The 16218-nt window shown below is 63.6% G+C and carries 17 protein-coding genes; 9 read left to right on the top strand and 8 right to left on the bottom strand.

The annotated features are described in order from the left end of the window. Positions 1 to 64 precede the first annotated feature (64 nt). Entirely contained in the window at positions 65 to 1066 is a 1002-nt protein-coding gene (locus MU558_RS08310; RefSeq protein WP_246974890.1) for an AAA family ATPase, read from the bottom strand. A 148-nt stretch (positions 1067 to 1214) separates the two neighbouring features. Continuing rightward, positions 1215 to 1997: a DUF7282 domain-containing protein gene (locus MU558_RS08305; protein WP_246974126.1), complete on the bottom strand. Its 783-nt coding sequence runs from the start codon at positions 1995 to 1997 to the stop codon at positions 1215 to 1217. 193 nt (positions 1998 to 2190) lie between these two features. Between MU558_RS08305 and rnz the strand changes: the two genes are divergently transcribed. Then, a complete protein-coding gene (gene rnz, locus MU558_RS08300; RefSeq protein ID WP_246974123.1) occupies positions 2191 to 3123 on the top strand; it encodes a ribonuclease Z in 933 nt (310 codons plus the stop codon). A gap of 87 nt (positions 3124 to 3210) precedes the next feature. Beyond that, positions 3211 to 5184: a DUF460 domain-containing protein gene (locus tag MU558_RS08295; RefSeq protein WP_246974120.1), complete on the top strand. Its 1974-nt coding sequence runs from the start codon at positions 3211 to 3213 to the stop codon at positions 5182 to 5184. A gap of 23 nt (positions 5185 to 5207) precedes the next feature. On the opposite strand, the gene MU558_RS08290 is transcribed toward MU558_RS08295, so the two are convergent. Both MU558_RS08290 and MU558_RS08285 read right to left on the bottom strand, forming a co-directional pair. Beyond that, positions 5208 to 5465: a DUF8015 family protein gene (locus MU558_RS08290; protein ID WP_246974117.1), complete on the bottom strand. Its 258-nt coding sequence runs from the start codon at positions 5463 to 5465 to the stop codon at positions 5208 to 5210. Between the two features lie 78 nt (positions 5466 to 5543). Then, positions 5544 to 5723 carry a DUF7470 family protein gene (locus MU558_RS08285; RefSeq protein ID WP_246974115.1) on the bottom strand — a complete coding sequence of 60 codons (180 nt, stop codon included), beginning with the start codon at positions 5721 to 5723 and terminating at the stop codon, positions 5544 to 5546. A 172-nt stretch (positions 5724 to 5895) separates the two neighbouring features. Between MU558_RS08285 and eif1A the strand changes: the two genes are divergently transcribed. From eif1A to MU558_RS08270, 3 genes are all read left to right on the top strand, one after another. Continuing rightward, positions 5896 to 6183: a translation initiation factor eIF-1A gene (eif1A, locus tag MU558_RS08280; RefSeq protein WP_246974113.1), complete on the top strand. Its 288-nt coding sequence runs from the start codon at positions 5896 to 5898 to the stop codon at positions 6181 to 6183. Positions 6184 to 6280: 97 nt separating this feature from the next. Next, positions 6281 to 6733: a helix-turn-helix domain-containing protein gene (locus MU558_RS08275; RefSeq protein ID WP_246971134.1), complete on the top strand. Its 453-nt coding sequence runs from the start codon at positions 6281 to 6283 to the stop codon at positions 6731 to 6733. Further along, positions 6714 to 7412 (top strand): IS630 family transposase, encoded by a 699-nt coding sequence (locus MU558_RS08270; RefSeq protein ID WP_322987048.1) that lies wholly within the window; start codon positions 6714 to 6716, stop codon positions 7410 to 7412. The genes MU558_RS08275 and MU558_RS08270 overlap by 20 nt, the downstream gene beginning before the upstream one ends. Here MU558_RS08270 and MU558_RS08265 read toward each other — a convergent pair whose 3' ends face one another. Further along, a complete protein-coding gene (locus MU558_RS08265; RefSeq protein WP_246974110.1) occupies positions 7413 to 8585 on the bottom strand; it encodes a transposase in 1173 nt (390 codons plus the stop codon). A gap of 2 nt (positions 8586 to 8587) precedes the next feature. Next, a complete protein-coding gene (tnpA, locus tag MU558_RS08260) occupies positions 8588 to 8977 on the bottom strand; it encodes an IS200/IS605 family transposase (RefSeq protein ID WP_246974107.1) in 390 nt (129 codons plus the stop codon). 165 nt (positions 8978 to 9142) lie between these two features. Here tnpA and MU558_RS08255 point away from each other — a divergent pair, with 165 nt between their 5' ends. Then, on the top strand, positions 9143 to 10567 hold the full coding sequence (locus tag MU558_RS08255; RefSeq protein ID WP_092930581.1) for an IS4 family transposase: 1425 nt from the start codon (positions 9143 to 9145) through the stop codon (positions 10565 to 10567). Between the two features lie 341 nt (positions 10568 to 10908). Here the strand turns inward: MU558_RS08255 and mdh are convergent, their stop codons facing one another. Continuing rightward, positions 10909 to 11826 carry a malate dehydrogenase gene (gene mdh / locus MU558_RS08250; RefSeq protein WP_246974105.1) on the bottom strand — a complete coding sequence of 306 codons (918 nt, stop codon included), beginning with the start codon at positions 11824 to 11826 and terminating at the stop codon, positions 10909 to 10911. 177 nt (positions 11827 to 12003) lie between these two features. On the opposite strand from mdh, the gene MU558_RS08245 reads away from it, so the two are divergent. From MU558_RS08245 to MU558_RS08235, 3 genes are read left to right on the top strand one after another with little or no spacing between them, the layout of a single operon-like run. Next, positions 12004 to 12447, top strand: a complete 444-nt coding sequence (locus tag MU558_RS08245) for a TIGR00725 family protein (protein WP_246974103.1) — start codon at positions 12004 to 12006, stop codon at positions 12445 to 12447. Positions 12448 to 12507: 60 nt separating this feature from the next. Next, complete coding sequence (locus MU558_RS08240) at positions 12508 to 12960, top strand: DUF8147 domain-containing protein (protein WP_246974101.1); 453 nt, start codon at positions 12508 to 12510, stop codon at positions 12958 to 12960. Between the two features lie 59 nt (positions 12961 to 13019). Beyond that, positions 13020 to 13691 carry an Sjogren's syndrome/scleroderma autoantigen 1 family protein gene (locus MU558_RS08235; RefSeq protein ID WP_246974098.1) on the top strand — a complete coding sequence of 224 codons (672 nt, stop codon included), beginning with the start codon at positions 13020 to 13022 and terminating at the stop codon, positions 13689 to 13691. Positions 13692 to 13703: 12 nt separating this feature from the next. Here MU558_RS08235 and MU558_RS08230 read toward each other — a convergent pair whose 3' ends face one another. Further along, a complete protein-coding gene (locus tag MU558_RS08230) occupies positions 13704 to 16145 on the bottom strand; it encodes a DEAD/DEAH box helicase (RefSeq protein ID WP_246974096.1) in 2442 nt (813 codons plus the stop codon). Positions 16146 to 16218 lie beyond the last annotated feature (73 nt).

Here is a 16218-nt window from a genome sequence, read left to right as displayed (position 1 = left end):
GACGACTCCGGTCGGAGCTGGCGATCGATTCGGCCGGATCGGGACCCAGTCACAACAGACGTTATCACTCTCGGCCGAGTTCGGCGAGGAGATGCGAGACGTGAACCCGGTCGCTCGTCCCCTCGGTCATCTCGAACTCGACGTCCGCCGCCAGCCGGTGGACGCGAGCGAGTTTGGCACCCTGGTAGCGCGACCGGGCGACGTCGATGATCACCTCGAGGACTTCCTCGCCGTCGAGTCCCTCGTCGACGAGCAGGTCGTCCAAGGTCTTGCGGGCGTCCGTAAAGTCGCCGGCCTCGGCGTCCGCGAGCATCGACTCGACTTCCTCGTCGAGTCCGACCGCACCGAGGGTCTCGTAGGCCGCGCTCATCGTAATCTCGCCTTCCTCTTCGGCGGTCGTCTGGGCGGCGAGGATCGCCTGCCTGAGGTTGCCGTCGGCGTAGCCGGCGACGAACTCGAGGCCGTCGGGGTCGTAGGCGACGTCCTCGGCCTCGACGATCCGCTCTAAGACGGCGACGGTCTCCTCACTCGTGGGTGCGCGCATCGAGACGGGGAAACACCGCGAGCGGATCGGCGGGATGAGCTTCGTGGGCTGGCGGGTCGCGACGATAAACTGCGTCGTCCGGTGGTGTTGCTCCATGATCCGGCGCAGCGCCTGCTGGAAGTCCTCGCGGACGTCCTCGGCGTTGTCGAGCAGGATCGTCTTGTAGTTGCCCGAGACGGGGGCGTAGCTCGCAGACTCCTTCAGGACGTGGTTGATCATGTCGCGTTTCGAGAGGCTGGACTTGCCGACGAGGAAGTGCTCGAAGCGGGGATCGTTCTTGATCTCCGTTTTCGTCCGGCCGAAGAAGTCGGCGACGTTGATCTCGATCAGGTCGTTGTCGGGATCCGCGTGTGCCTCCCTGGCCAGCGCGCGCGCCGCGGCCGTCTTCCCGCTTCCCGGCGGTCCCTGCAGGACGAGGTTGATCGGCTCCTCGACGGCTCGCTGTAGGTACTCGCGAGCGTCGTCCTGTGGCAACTCGTCGAGATCGGGCGCATGCGTCTCGGTCCACAGCGGCGCGTCCATCGACCGCCAGTAGGGACGGGACGGGTAAGAATCGGTCGATTGTCCGATCCCGGTCATCTCGGCTGCGGCGGTCTCGACGTCGACGATCCCCGCCGCGGAAAGCGAGGTCACGGTCGGCCGGAAGACTCGATGGCCGTGGGATCGGGGATCACTCGTCGACGACCTCGAGATCGCCCAGTTCGCCGTGATCGGTCGTGTACACCCCGTAGGTGTGGTTGCCGGGTTCGACGCCGACGACGTCGACCTCGAAGGTGACGTCGGTTGTCTCGTCGGCCGCGAGGTCGAGGACCCGTCGCTCGAGGACTTCGCCATCGATCCGGAACTCGACGTGCTGGCGGGTATCGAACGCGTTGGGGTTGCGGATAGTCGCCTCGACCGTGATCGTCTCGTTGCTCCCGACCGACGACGGTGCGTCGACGGACTCGACGAGGAACGACGTGTTCGCGGTGCCGTCGGCCGCCCGTTCCGTGGCAGTGACCGTCGCCGTGTCGCTTACGGGGTAGCCGTCCTCGAGGTAGGGTCTGTCTTCCTCGCCGTCGGTCTCCTCGTAGGCGAACGTCTCGTTGTTCGTCGTATCCCGGTGGACGACCGCCGTGAGCTGGCCGAGCATCTCGGTGTCGTCGCGCTGATCGACGGTGACGTTCTCGTGGTCGCCATCCTCGAGGTAGTCGGAGACACCGACGATCGTGTCGGATCCATCTTTGACGACGACGAAGCCGCCGTCGGACAGCGATACGTTGTTGATCGTCACGTTGGTCCCGTCACCGCTCTGGTCCGAGAACTCGATCGATGCGTCGTAGTCTTTGGCGACTTCCGAGCCGAAGATCGCGGGTGCCTGACCGACGATCGCGCCCGCAGCGAGGACGACCGCGACCGCGATCAGGATCGCGAGGATCCGTTTGACCGTGCCGAACGTCGATGTCGTGTTCATCTGTCGGAAGACGAGGTAGTCTCGAGCGATACCTACGGGACGGCCGACCTAAAACGCTCCCACCGTTGCACCCGCAAGCCGACCATTCGGCCGACTAGTTGGTAACTACAACAGTTCAGCGGTGGAGTACGGATCGAATGGACGGCCGTCGGTATCGAAGCCGGTTTAGCCACGGCGAACGGAGACGTTGCCGATGCCACTGCGCGTGACGTTTCTGGGGACCAGCGGGGCCGTTCCGACGACCGAACGGAACCCGATCTCGATCTTCGTCGCTCGAGAGGGAGACGAGCTGTTGTTCGACGCGGGCGAGGGAACCCAGCGACAGATGATGCGCTTCGGGACCGGCTTTTCGGTCTCGCACCTGTTCGTCACGCACCACCACGGCGATCACGTCCTCGGGATTCCCGGGTTGATGCAGACGTGGGACTTCAACGACCGCGAGGAACCGCTCGCGATCCACACCCCGAAGGGAACCCGACGACAGATGAAGTCGCTCGTCTACACCCTCGGCAATCGGCCGTCGTTTCCCGTCAGGATCAACGAGGTCGGCCCCGGCGACGTCGCCTACCGCGCCGACGAGTACGAGGTGCGCGTCTTCGAGGCCGACCACGACACCCGCGCGGTCGGTTACGCCCTCGTCGAAGACGAGCGCAAGGGTCGGTTCGACCGCGAACGCGCCGAAGAACTCGGCGTCCCCGTCGGCCCGAAGTTCTCGAAACTCCACGAAGGCGAGTCGGTCGAACTCGAGGACGGCACCGTCGTCCAGCCGGAGCAGGTCGTGGGCGACTCCCGGCCCGGCCGGAGCGTCGTCTACACCGGCGACACGCGCCCGACCGCCGCCACCGTCGACGTCGTCGACGAACCAGACCTGCTGATCCACGACGCCACCTTCACCGACGACCGGACCGACCGGGCGGCCGAGACCGCCCACTCGACGGCCCGCCAGGCTGCACGGATCGCGGCCGAGACGGGGGCGAGACGGCTCGCGCTGGTCCAGATCTCCTCGCGGTACGCCGGCGACGTCTCCGACCACGTCACACAGGCCAGGGACGTCTTCCACGGCGAGGCGTTCGTCCCCGACGACGGCGACGCACTCGAGATTCCGTACCCGGACGCCGAGGAGTAACGCAGCCCTGCGAGTCGCCACGACCGGGCCGCCCGGCGGGCTGGAACCCGCGTCGGATTTATACGCGACTCGGCCCTATACCGATCCGTGAGCACGCGAACGAGTGCGTTGGACGCGGTCGTCTTCGGTGTCGACGTCCAGAGCGGTGACGTGCGCGGGGACGCGCCGTCCTACGCACTGGTCGTCTACGACGGCGACGACGTGGAACGTGACGTCGTCTCCCACCGGAAACTCCGCCGACTGATCGACGACGAGCAGCCGGCGATCGTCGCGACGGACAACATGTACGAGCTCGCGGCCGACAAAGACCAGCTCGTCCACTTTCTCGGCACGCTCCCCTCGGAGACGAAGCTGGTCCAGGTGACTGGAGCCGAACAACCCGAACCGCTCTCTCGAGTCGCCAAACGCCACGGCATCCCCTACGCCAAAAAGCCGATGCGGGAAGCCGAGGCGGCCGCCAGACTCGCCGCCCACAACGTCGGCCACGAGGTGTCGGCGTTTACCGACACGACCGAGGTGAAAGTCTCGCGGGGCCGCTCGACCGGCAAAGGCGGCTGGAGCGAGGATCGGTACACCCGCCGCATCCACGGGGCCGTCAAGCGCCGGGCCCGCGAGGTCGAGTCGGAACTCGAGGCGGCAAACCTCGAGTACGAGAAGGAGGTCCGGGAGAGCTACGGCGGCTACGCCAACGCGGTCTTTACGGTCGAAGCGCGTCCGTCTGACATTCCGGTCTCGCGGGAACGATCCGGCGACGTCAGAGTCGAGATCGAGCGGCTGCGCCGGGACGGCATCGAGTTCCGCCCGCTCGTGAAGCGACGCGATCACGTCATCGTCGGGATCGACCCGGGGACGACGACCGCCGTCGCCATCGTCGACCTCGACGGCACCGTCCTCGACGTCTGGAGTTCGCGCACGAGCGACACCGCCGACGTGACCGAGTGGATCGTCGAGCGCGGCCAGCCGGTGATCGTCGCCGCGGACGTGACGCCGATGCCCGAGACGGTCGAGAAGTTCCGCCGGAGCTTCGACGCCGCGGGCTGGACGCCCACCCGCGACCTGCCGATCGACGAGAAACAGCATCGCACGCGCGAGCACCCCTACGACGACGACCACCAGCGTGACGCGATGGCGGCGGCGCTGTCGGCGTTCGACGACCACGAAGACCAGTTCGAGCGCATCGCCCGCAAACTCCCGCCGGGCATCGACCGCGGCGAGGTGATCGCCCGCGTCGTCAGCGACGAGGAGAGCGTCGAGGCCGTCCTCCGGGACCTCACCGACGAGGACGAACCCGAAGAGGACGAACCCGACCACCAGCCGCGAGAACTCACCGCGGAGGAAAAACGCATCCGCGACCTGAAACGACAGGTCGAGCGCCTCCAGTCACACGTCGGGACGCTCGAGGACCGACTCGAGGACCGCGACGAGCGGATCGACGACCTCGAGGCCGAACTCGCGGCGGTCAGAAGCGAAGAGCGCCGGGAGATCAGGAAAGAACGCGAGGTGAGCCGCCTCGAGCGGCGCGCGAACCGCCTCGAGCGCGAGCGCGACGAGGCCCGCGAGGAGGTCGAAGCGCTCGAGAAAAAGGTCGAGCGGATGAAGGCACTCTGGAAGCTCGACCACTCGAACTTCAGCGACATCTCGGCGAAAAAGGAGGGACTGGTGCCGGTGAAAGTCGTCGAGAAGTTCACCAAGGGCGCGATCCGGACGGCAGACGAGCAGTACGGCATCGCCGCGGGTGACGTGGTCTACCTGCCCGACGCCAGCGGTGCCGGGCGGTCGACGGCCGAACTCCTCGCGAGTTTCGAACCGCGCGTGATCCTCAAAGAGGGCGGTCTCTCGGAGATCGCCGACGAGATCCTCTTCGAGCGTGAGGTGCCTGTCGGGCCGGCCGGCGACGTCGCCATGCAGGAGGTCGACGAGCTCGCTGTCGCCCGCGAGGACGACGTCGAAGCGGTCATCGACGACTGGCACGAGCGGGCCAGAGAGCGACAGAAACAGCAGAAAGCCGCGATGGTCGACCGACTCATCAGCGAACACCGGGCGGGCGACAACGAGGCCTGATCAGGAAACGGTCCCAACCGGTATTACTCGACCGACGACTCGAGCGGCGACAGCACCTGTGGCACCTCCTCGAGTTCGACCTCGTCGGTGAGGTCGTCGGTCTGGTCGATCGGACCGTTGACGAACAGCGCGTGGCCGACGAACGCGGCCGCGACGAGGCCGAGGGCAGGCACCGCCACGGCGGACGTGATCGACGTCACCATCCCGATGAGTGCGCCAGCGGCGAGGCTCACAGCGATGCAGATCAGTACGAGATCGTAGTACTGCAACGAGTAGGCCATGCGTTCGATACGAACTCGACCGTGAAAACCGTTCGGAGCGCGCCGGGTGACAGTCTCGCCAGGCGACCGGAGGAGAGATCAGGCCATCCCCCAGGCCCTGAGCATCCCCGAGACGAGGGCCTTCACGACGAGTCCGAGGCCGCCGAGGACGAGCGCGATTCCGGCGGCGATCTGCAGACTCTCGAGGGCGACGAGCACGATACCGACCAGGACGATCACGATTCCGATAATTCCGACCGGACCGAGGTTCCTGAGCATGGACCGGTCTGGACGGGCGAGGGAGATAAACGCCGTGGTTCGATACTGCCGGACGGCGAACCCCCTCGAGTAGACGTGACCGGCCGGAAACCTCCGGGCGAATCGATCGCCGGCGGGCGAAACGCCACACCATCAATAAAGTGTTAAACGCCTCGAACCCCAACCACGGTCCATGAGTGACGACGAGGGCGGTCGCAAGAACCTCCGAATGCCAGACGACGACGAGGTCTTCGCGATCGTCACGAACATGCTGGGGGCAAACCGCGTCAAAGTACGATGTGCCGACGGGAAAGAGCGCACCGCGCGCATTCCCGGCAAGATGCAAAAACGCATCTGGATCCGCGAAGACGACGTCGTCCTCGTCGAACCCTGGGACTGGCAAGACGAGAAGGCGGACATCACGTGGCGCTACGAGAAAAGCGAGGCCGACCAGCTCCGCCGCGAAGGGCACATCCAGTGACTTCTCCCACGACTAAACAGGTCGTGGGCTTCCCTCACTGAGTACCGTCCCAATCGTGGACAGCTAGGTTATCTCCTCTGGGCGCGTACCTACAGGAATGAGCCGGAAGAAGTACATCGTCGATCTCTCAGACGAAGAACGCACTGAACTCGAAGAGTTCGTTACGAAGGGCACACACCGGGCAGAAGCAATCAACCGCGCAAGGATCCTCCTGAAGGCTGATGACGGGCTCACAGATGAGGCCATCTGTGAGCACGTCGGGTGTTCGGTTGGGACACCCCATCGGACCCGCAAAGCGTACTCCGAGCGAGGGATTGCGGCGATTCATCGCCGCAAACCCGACAGAGACTACACGCCGAAGCTTGACGGTCGTGCTGAAGCACATCTCGTTGCTCTCGCCTGTTCAGACCCACCAGAAGGCCGAACGCGCTGGACGTATGCGCTTCTCGCAGACCGCCTTGTCACGCTTGAGGAGATCGAGTTCGACTCGATCTCCGAGGAAACCGTCCGACAGCGGCTAAAAAAACGACCTGAAGCCACACCGCTCTGAGTACTGGCTTATTCCGCCCAAAGAGAACGCAGAGTTCGTCTATCGGATGGAAACGATCCTTTCGCTCTACGAAGAACCGTACGACGAGGCCCGTCCAGTCATCTGTTTCGACGAGTCCAGCAAAGCACTTCGAAAACACGTCCGCGACCCGCTCCCGGCGTCACCGGGAGCGGTCGCTCGCACAGATCACCACTACGAACGTAATGGGAAACGAAGGCTTCACCTGGCGACTGAACCGTTGACTGGCTGGTGCCGCTTCCATGTGACTGAACGACGGCGGACCTGTGAATGGATCGACTGTATGCAGGCGATTGCCGACGACTACCCGGATGCAGACCGCATCCGGGTAGTCTTGGACAATCTCAGCACACACAATCCGGCCGCCTTCTATCGGTTCTTCCCGCCCGTGAAAGCACGCGAGTATCTCGATCGGTTCGAGTTCTACTACACGCCCACGCACGGAAGTTGGCTGAATATGGCCGAACTCGTCTGGAGCACGCTCCAGACCCAGTGCCTCAACCGCCGAATTCCGGACGCAGCGACGCTCCAGTCGGAGGTCGCTGCGTGGGAAGCTGAGCGCAATGAGTTGGATGTCACGGTCAACTGGCAATTCACAAACGAGGACGCTCGAACGAAACTACACCGCCTCTATCCGACTGTCGAGGAGGCTGAGGACTAGTCACTTGACGCTTGGGAAGGTACTGAGGGTTAGGCCCACGTCGTCTGGGGAGTTCGCAGGTTCCATCTCACCGGTGGTTCCTTCGAGTACGACCTGCGTTTCGGGCTGAGCCACAACAGCCCCCACCGTCGATAGCGGACTCTGAATGTTCTTACCGACGGCTCGTTTGCCGATGTTCGTCGCACCATTCTTGTCGCCGTTGTCGTCCAGTCCACAGTCGTGGCACTCGACACGCCCCTGCACTTCCCGCGATGTGTTCTGCGACCCACACCGCCAACACGTCACAGACGTGTCGTACTCGTTCACGGGGAGGCACTCTCGCCCGTCGAGATGGGCTTTGTACGTGAGGATGTTCGCCATCTTCGCGTATGGCATCTTGTGGGTCTTGTCGTTCACGTACCGACCCTTGTCGTTGTCGAAGCGCAACCCAGTCATCTCACCGAACACGATGACAGCGTTGCGCTCCCGAGCGCGAGCGACGAGTTCGGTCGCCACTTGGTGCAGTTCGTGTTCGACCGTTCTGGATTCCTTGTCCCCGAGGCGTTCGATGACCTGCGCTCCCGAACGCACCTTCGCCTTCCCGATGCTCTTGCGGAGTTGCTTGTAGTGTTCACGGACGCGACGGACTTCCGCTCCGTGGAACTGCATGTTTCGGTCGGCGATGAACGTGCTGACGGCTATCCACTTCGCACCCATATCGACGGCGAGAACGTCATCGTATTCGTCTGCGACGGCCACAGACCGCTTGCAGACGAGGTGAACGTACCACTCGCCGTCCCAGTGGACGAGTTCCGAGTCGCGGATGTACTCGTCTTCGAGGAGGTGCGTGTCCTTCTCGGGGATGCGGACGGGTACCCAGATGCTATCCCCGCGTTCCTTCTCGGGATTGTAGACGGGGAGTTTGAACCACCACGACGAGAGAACTGTGTCCTCGTCGTGTTCGATGGTGATGCAGTCGTTGCGGAGAACGACAGGTTGCTCGGTGTCCTCTCGCGGGTTCTTGTTCGACCGGACTTTGCCCGCCTGTTGTTTGGTGGCGGAGTAGAGGTTCGCTTTGTCGTCACCGTGAACGGCATCTTGGAACGCGCCGTACTCGCGTTCGACGAGTCGGGCTTTACGTTCGGTGAGCGAGTGGAGTTTGACCCGTACCGTGGTGGTGACTTCTCGATGCATCGTTATCGTCCGGTCTGTGCTTCGATGTACTCCTCGATGGTCTGACTCGACACCTCTCCTGCCGAGGAGACGAAGTACGAGCGTGTCCACAGCGAGGGGAGGCCGAAGTCGAACTCGTCGCGGAGATTCCGCGAAGTGTAGCCCTTGACCTGCTGGATGATTTTGTTCGGGGCAAGTTTCGGGTCGCCAGTGATGAACAGGTGTACGTGGTCGGGCTGGATTGCCAGTCGGAGAATGTCGAGGTCGAGTTCGTCGGCTTTCTCCTCGATGAGTTGTTCGAGGCGGTCGGCAACCTCGTCGGTCAGCACCGGCTTGCGGTACTTCGGGCACCACACGAAGTGGTAGTGGAGGTTGTGAACCGACGTTCGCTCTCGACTGTACCCGCGTGGCATACGAGTAGATAGAAGTCAATATATATTACATGTTATGAATCCATCAACACTCGGTCGGCTATCGAGGATGGTTTGTGTCGTGTGTGGGCGGATTCATCCCACGACTGAAGTCCTGTCTCTTACCCACAAGTTCTAACCCCGTAGCTGACGAATTGAGACGGGAAAATGGGACGGGGGTCACGGAGTTGGCAGCCTGATTTAGACGATGACGGAGAGTTGTGTGACATGGATGTATCAGGTTGGATTCGAACAGAGTTTCGCTCAGCTAATCTCGGAGACAAGCGCCTCACCGATCGACTGGTGCAACTTGGGGATGAACTCGGCAGTTCACCTGCCGAGTCCATCCCAACTGCCTGCGAAGACTGGGCCTCCACAAAGGCTACGTACCGATTTTGCGATAATGAGAATGTGGAACCAAACGAGATCCTCTCCGCTCACAAGCAAGCACAACGATCACGAGTGAGTCAGTTAGACGAACTCGTGATCGTCTCCGATACCACTGAACTTGTCTTTCCGAGACATCCATCCAAGGACGGACTCGGCGACATTGGTAACTCTGAGATGGACCTTGAGGGCGTCAAAGTCCACTCAACGATCGGCATTCATCCACAAACACATCGAATGACAGGGGTCCTCGATCAGCAGGCGCTGATCGAGGACCAACAGGCTGACAAAAAGTATGAGACAAACGGGAAATCAGAGCCAATTCCGTTGGAGAGTGAACAGGAGAAGTGGGCTCGTGGTGACAGGCAAGCCAGAAACTGGCTTGCCGACGATGTTCGCCCGTTGTTTGTTCATGATCGAGGAGCAGATGCATTCGCGTTCTATACAGACGTTGTCGAAGAGATAGAGAACGCTGGATTCATCGTTCGAGCCAACCAAAACCGACGGATTTGGACAGAAAACGATGAATCTGGGAAACTCTTTGACTGGAGCAGCGACCTTGCCGAGCAAGGTCGCAAAACGATCGAGATTCAACAGGCAAGTGGGCGAGAAGCCAGGACAGCAGAGCTGTCGATTGCAACGGGAACCTGTGAGTTGCGTGCGCCGCGGAATAATCCTGATCAAGACGGTTCAGTGGCAGTAAATGTCGTACGAGTCGATGAGATCGGTGAAACTGACGACCCGATTCAGTGGGTGTTACTCACCACTGAATCGGTCGAAGAGTTTAACGAGACGCTGACTGTCATCGACTATTATGGTCTTCGCTGGCGAATCGAAGACTGGCACAAAGTGCTGAAGAGTGGCTGTAACATCGAAGAACGGCAACTCCAGACTTGGGAACGAATGGAAGTCTTGCTAAGTCTGTACTCGGTGATTGCCTGGAAGGTCCTGGAGTTACGAGAGCTTGCTCGGGGAGAGACCTCGACTGCACCTGATGTCTTGTTGAGCGAAGCAGAGCGCGCAGTTCTGGAAACAAAATTTCCAGAACTGCAAGACCAGAACGGGAAAGCCTACGCTGTGAGTGTAGCGAAGCTTGGCGGGTATCTGGACCGCGGATCAGATCCTCCTCCAGGATGGGAAACGATGTGGAAAGGCCTCCAGAAGCTACGCATGTGGGCAGAAGGGTACGAACTCGGTGCTGAATGAGCGCCAACGGCGACTCATTCAGCGGACCTCAACGTGAATTCAGACTTCGTTCCAATTTTACAGACTGACCACTCCTCAGAAACGGTGAGCCAGTCCAGATAATGAAAACATCCCGACTAATTCTTTGATTTCAGACGCATCTACTTGATTTTTCTCGCTGGTGCTGAGTTATGGGTAAGAGACAGGACTGAAGTCGTGGCCTTTCTCCTCGATTTCGTGTAACGCGAGCGGCGTTTCCGCCGAGTCGAGACGACCGCGACGGCTCGAGCAAAGATTGCAGGGCCTGGTCCTGGTAGCGGATTGCGTACCGCGAAAATCGGCGAGCGACGGTGTCGGCCGGTTCAGGCGATCTTCTCGTACTGCTCGGAGAGTTTGTCTGCGGCCTCGCCGAGCTCGTTGCGCTCGAACTCGGTCAGGTCCCACTCGACGATCTCCTCGACGCCGTCTGTGCCGAGTTTGACAGGAACGCCGAGTCCGACGTCTTCGTGGCCGTACTCGCCCTCGAGTTTGACGCTCGCGGGCAGCACCTCGCCAGTGTCACGGAGGATAGCCTCGACCATGTGGCCGACGCCGGTCGCTGGTCCCCACTCTGTCGCACCTTTCTTCTCGATGACGTTCATCGCCGAGGTCTGCAGTTCCGAGAGGATCTCCTCTTTCTCCCCGTCGTCGAACTCGAGGTCCTGGCCGTCGACCCGCACTTTCGAGAAGACGGGGACCTGCGCGTCGCCGTGTTCGCCGAGGATCGTTGCCTGGACGTTCTGGACGGGCGCGTCGTAGCGCTGGGAGATGACGTACCGGAACCGGGCGGAGTCGAGTCGGCCGCCGAAGCCGATCACCTTCTCGCGTGCCCGGTCGCCCGACTCGTAGAGGTGACGGTTGAGCAGGTCGACGGGGTTGGAGGTCGTGATCGTGACGAAGTCGTCGTCGTTGTGCTCGGCGATCGAGGAGCCGATGTCCTCCATGATGGGCGCGTTGTCGCCCGCGAGGTCGATCCGCGTCTGCCCGGGCTGGCGCGGAATGCCGGCCGTGATGACGACGACGTCGGAACCCGCGGTGTCCTCGTAACCGCCCTGGCGGACGACGGTGTTCGAGTCGTACGCTGCTCCGTGGTTCACGTCCGCGGCCTGTCCGACTGTGTCGTCTTCCTTGTCCGGAATATCGACGAAGACGAGTTCGTCCGCGACCTCTCGCAGTGCGATGTTGTACCCTGCTGCGGCACCGACCGTCCCGGCTGCACCGATCACGCTAACTTTCGTCATACCAGGTGGGAGGTCAACCGGCGACGCGTTAAATCCGTCGGATCCCGCGATTTCGCACGAGGCAACGACACGTGTTTCGTCGCTCGTCGAACGCGCTCGAGACGGGGTACACCGATACCGGCAGGTACACCATACCGACTCGGTACGCTCATTGGGATCCGACGTGCTAACTCGAGTATGCGCGCGAGCGTCATCGGCGGCGGGACGATCACCGACGAGGAGACTCGAGTCGCGGAGGCGATCGGCCGAGAACTCGGACGGCGCGGACACACTGTCGTCTGTGGCGGTCTCGGCGGGACGATGGAGGCGGTCTGTCGCGGCGCGAACGCCGAAGGCGGCGAGACGATCGGCATCGTACCCGGCGAGGATCGGTCGGCCGCAAACGAGTTCGTCGACACGGCGATCGCGACCGGGATGGGCCACGCCAGAAACGCGCTGGTAGCACTGAACGGCGACGGCGTGATCGCCCTCTCGGGCGGCCCGGGGACGCTCTCTGAGATCGGGTTCGGACTCGTCTACGACCGACCCGTCGTCGGGATCGATACCCACGACGTCCCCGGCGTCGAGAGCGTCGAGACGCCGGCGGCGGCGGTGGACGCACTCGAGGCGGCCGACCGGTAGTCCGTCTCGGCGGCAGGGAGTCGAGTGCACACTTATCCGCCCGGAAGGCATATCTAGCGTATGAATAGTTCCGTCAAAACGCTGGTCACGGTCGCTGGAAGTATCGTCGGCGGACTCGTCGCGTTCGTCGCGATCACGGTGCTCGTGACCGAAGGGCTCGAGCCGTACGTCTGGCCGTCGCTGCTGGTCGGCCTGCCGGCCGGGGTCGTGGCGGGCGTCGCCGCGGCCGTGCTCACATTCCTCGGCGCGAACTACTACGAGGAACGCGGGACCGAGACAGGCGTCTCGCGGCGGACGGCCGTTCGCCTCCGGGCGGCGCTCGGAGCCATCGCGGGCTTCGTCGTCGGCGGCGGCGTCGGAACCGCCGCGTTCGCACTCTGGGGCGGCGGCCTCGCCGGCGGAATGTTGTTCGTCGGACTCCCCGCCGGCCTCGTCACCGCCGCGGTGGCCGGCCACGTCGCCGTCCGCTTCGGTGGACGCCGCGGCGAGACGAGGCAGGCAGTGCTTCAGTGACCGCCCCTGGGACTCGCTCCTTCGCAGCCTTTTCGACGTCGTAGTTCCTCTAGGTGAACATGAGCGACTTCGACAAGGAAGCCGAACGCGAGAAACTTCGCGAGAAGTACGAGCGCGACCAGGCCGACAGAGAAGCCACCCAGCGGATGAGCGACCTCCTGTTGAAGGGGGCGACGATGACGAACGTCCACTGTGACACCTGCGGCGACCCGCTGTTCAAGCAAAACGGACAGACGTTCTGTCCGTCCTGTCACGGAAGTCCGGAGGCCGTCCAGGGCACCGACCTCGAGAGCGACGCGACTGCAGCGGACGACTCGGTGGCCACGGCCGACGCCACCGAGTCGACGACGAACGTCGACGCCACCGAGCCAGCGACGAACGCCGACGCGACAGCGGCCGAACCCACCGACGCGGACGAACAGGCTACGACGGAGACGCGCTCGCGGGAAACGTCGACGTGGGAGGGCGTCCGAACACCGCCGTCGCAAGCGTCCGACTCGCGTGGTGCGGAGAGCAGTGCCGACGCCGTCGACCGTCGATCCGGCTCGAGTGACCGGCCCGCCACGACGCGGCGAGTCGACGGCGACCTCGAGGGCGGACGGGCCGCACTCGCGGCCGCACTCGAGCGCTTCGCCCGCGAGGCTGCCGAGACCGACGATCCACGGTACGCGAAAGAGTGCCTCGAGGCGGCCCGCGAGGCGAGCGAGGCGCTGGCGGCGCTCCGGCGCTGACTGTCGGTTGCGTCACCCGGCGTAGTCGCTTCCCACGACGTCGCGGATCCGTTCGGCCGTCACCTGCCCGACGCCGTCGGCTTCCATCAGCTCTTCCTCGGAGGCCGTCATCACCGCCTCGACGCTCCCGAACTCGGCGAGCAACGAGCGGGCGGTGACGGGGCCGATGTCGGCGATCGAGGAGACGACGTACTCCTGTTGCTCTCCCAGCGTCTTCGACTGCTTCTCGCCGTGGACCGAGACTGCCCGTCCGGCGGTGTCCTGTTCGCGGCCCGCGACGACCGCGAGCAGTTCGGTCGTGTCGGCCTCGCTCTCGGTTCGCAAGACGCTCGCGCCGAAGTCGACGGCGAGACTCGAGAGCGCGCCACGAACCGCGTTCGGGTGGACGTCCCGCTGCTCGTAGAGGCCCTCGCCCTCGACGACGACGATCGGACGCGAGTAGTGGCGGGCCATGTCGCCGACCTGCTCGAAGACGGATCGGTCGCCGCCGACCAGCGAGTCGACGAAGTCTGCGACGGATTTTCGTTCGACGGCGACGCGATCGGAGAGGACGTAGTCGCCGACCGCGAGCGTCTCGAGGCGAACCTCGATCTCGTCGCGCCTCGAGAGGTCGCGGGCGATGTCGGCGTCCATCTCGCGCTGGTCGGCAACGACCTCGATCGTCTCGCCCTCGCCGCTCGGCGCTGGCGTCTCGCCTTCGCTGGCGTCGGACTCGTCGGTGGCGTCGGCTCCATCGTCTGGATCGGCAGCAGCGTCGGCGAACTCCTGTAACCCGGGCTGACCTGGAACCCCCTCGCTTCCACTCGAGACCGTGCTTCCGTCCAGCGATTCGTCCCCGTCACCGTCTACTTTCGCCCCGCTCTCGAACGCGTCGAGCGACTGCTGGCTCGCGTCGAGTTCCGCCTCCAGGTCGTCGGCCATCCCTTTCAGGTCGCGCAGTTCGGACTCCATTTTCTTCTCGCGTCGTCGGGAGATCCAGAAGTACGCCTCGTCGCGGGTGTCGTCGGCCATCAGGACGACGACCCGCCCCTCCGACTGGCGGCCGGTCCGGCCCTTGCGCTGAATCGAGCGGATGGCGGTCGGGACGGGTTCGTAGAAGAGCACGAGGTCGACCTCCGGCACGTCCAGACCCTCCTCGGCGACCGACGTCGAGATCAGGACCTCGAACTCCCCCGCGCGGAAGTCGTCGAGGACCTCCTGTTGTTGTTTCTGGGTCATGCCGTCGCTCCCTTCCCGGTCGCCCTGGCCGACGAACCGTCTGGCGTCGAAGCTCTCGGAGAGAAAGTCCGTCAGCGCCTCGGCCGTATCCCGGGACTCGGTGAAGACGATCACGCGCTCGCCGCCCTCGAGGCCCAGGGTCTCGGCCAGCAGCATCCGCGTCTTGCGGTACTTGGGGTGGAGCTGGTCGAACGACTCCGCCCTGCGCATCGCCTCGCGGACGCGCGGGTCGGAGACGAGTCGCTGGCTCGCCTTCGACGCGCCCGAACTGCGAGCCTGGTTGCGCTGGCGGTCGAAGTACCGGCGAACGGCCTCGACGCTCTGGGTTTCGACCAGTGTCACGGCCTGGCGGAGCTTCATCACCTCCGCGTGGACGGACATCCCCTTGTACCCCTCCGACTGGTCGTTTTCGATCAGTTGCTGTAACTCGGCGCGCATCCGGTTGAGGTCCTTCTGGGACTGATCCGGCTGGGTCGACCGCGCGACGCCGAGTTCCTTGAGCTTCTCGAGACGGTCCGTGATCACCTCGTTCAACGCGTCGCGGATCTCGAGGACCTCCTCGGGGAGGTCGATGCGCTCCCACTCGACGTCGGTGTCGTGGGTGTACTCCGAGACGTCGGCGTCCTCCTCGGTCATCACTTCGACCTCGTGGATGCCGAGGTTCTCACAGACCTCGAGGATCGCTTCCTCGTCGCCGCCGGGCGAGGCGCTCATTCCCGTCACGAGCGGATCATCGGCGTCCGCGTGGTAGCGTTCGGCGATGTAGTTGTAGGCGTAGTCGCCGGTCGCGCGGTGGCACTCGTCGAACGTGCAGTGGGTCACGTCCACAAGCGAGATCCGGGAGCCGACGAGGTCGTTCTCGATCACCTGCGGCGTCGCCATCACGACCGTCGCCTCCGCCCACAGTTCGGCGCGGTCGTCGGGGCTAACGTCGCCGGTGAAGACGACGATCTCCTCGTCGGGGAGCTGGAGGGCCTCCCGGTAGAAGTCGGCGTGCTGGGAGACGAGCGGTTTCGTGGGGGCAAGCATCAGCGACTTGCCGCCGACCTCCTCGAGCCTGCGGGCGGTCACCAGCAGGCTCACCGTCGTCTTCCCCAGCCCCGTGGGGAGACAGACGAGCGTGTGGTCGTTCGCCGCCGTTCCCGCGAGTTTCAGCTGGTAGAGGCGTCTCTCGAGGAAGTCAGGCTCGAGCAGCGGATGCTCGATAGTGGGGACCTCCTCGTCCGTCGTAGCCATTTGCGGAGGATTCGAGAGCGCCGCGGTTAAGGGTTCTCGTACCGCGGTGAAAGTGAAAATCCTGCCGTATTCG

Source organism: Natribaculum luteum (genome assembly GCF_023008545.1).
In the GTDB taxonomy this organism is placed as follows: domain Archaea; phylum Halobacteriota; class Halobacteria; order Halobacteriales; family Natrialbaceae; genus Natribaculum; species Natribaculum luteum.
The sequence above is the reverse complement of the archived record's forward strand: the minus strand, read 5'-3'. Positions and strand labels throughout refer to the sequence as shown.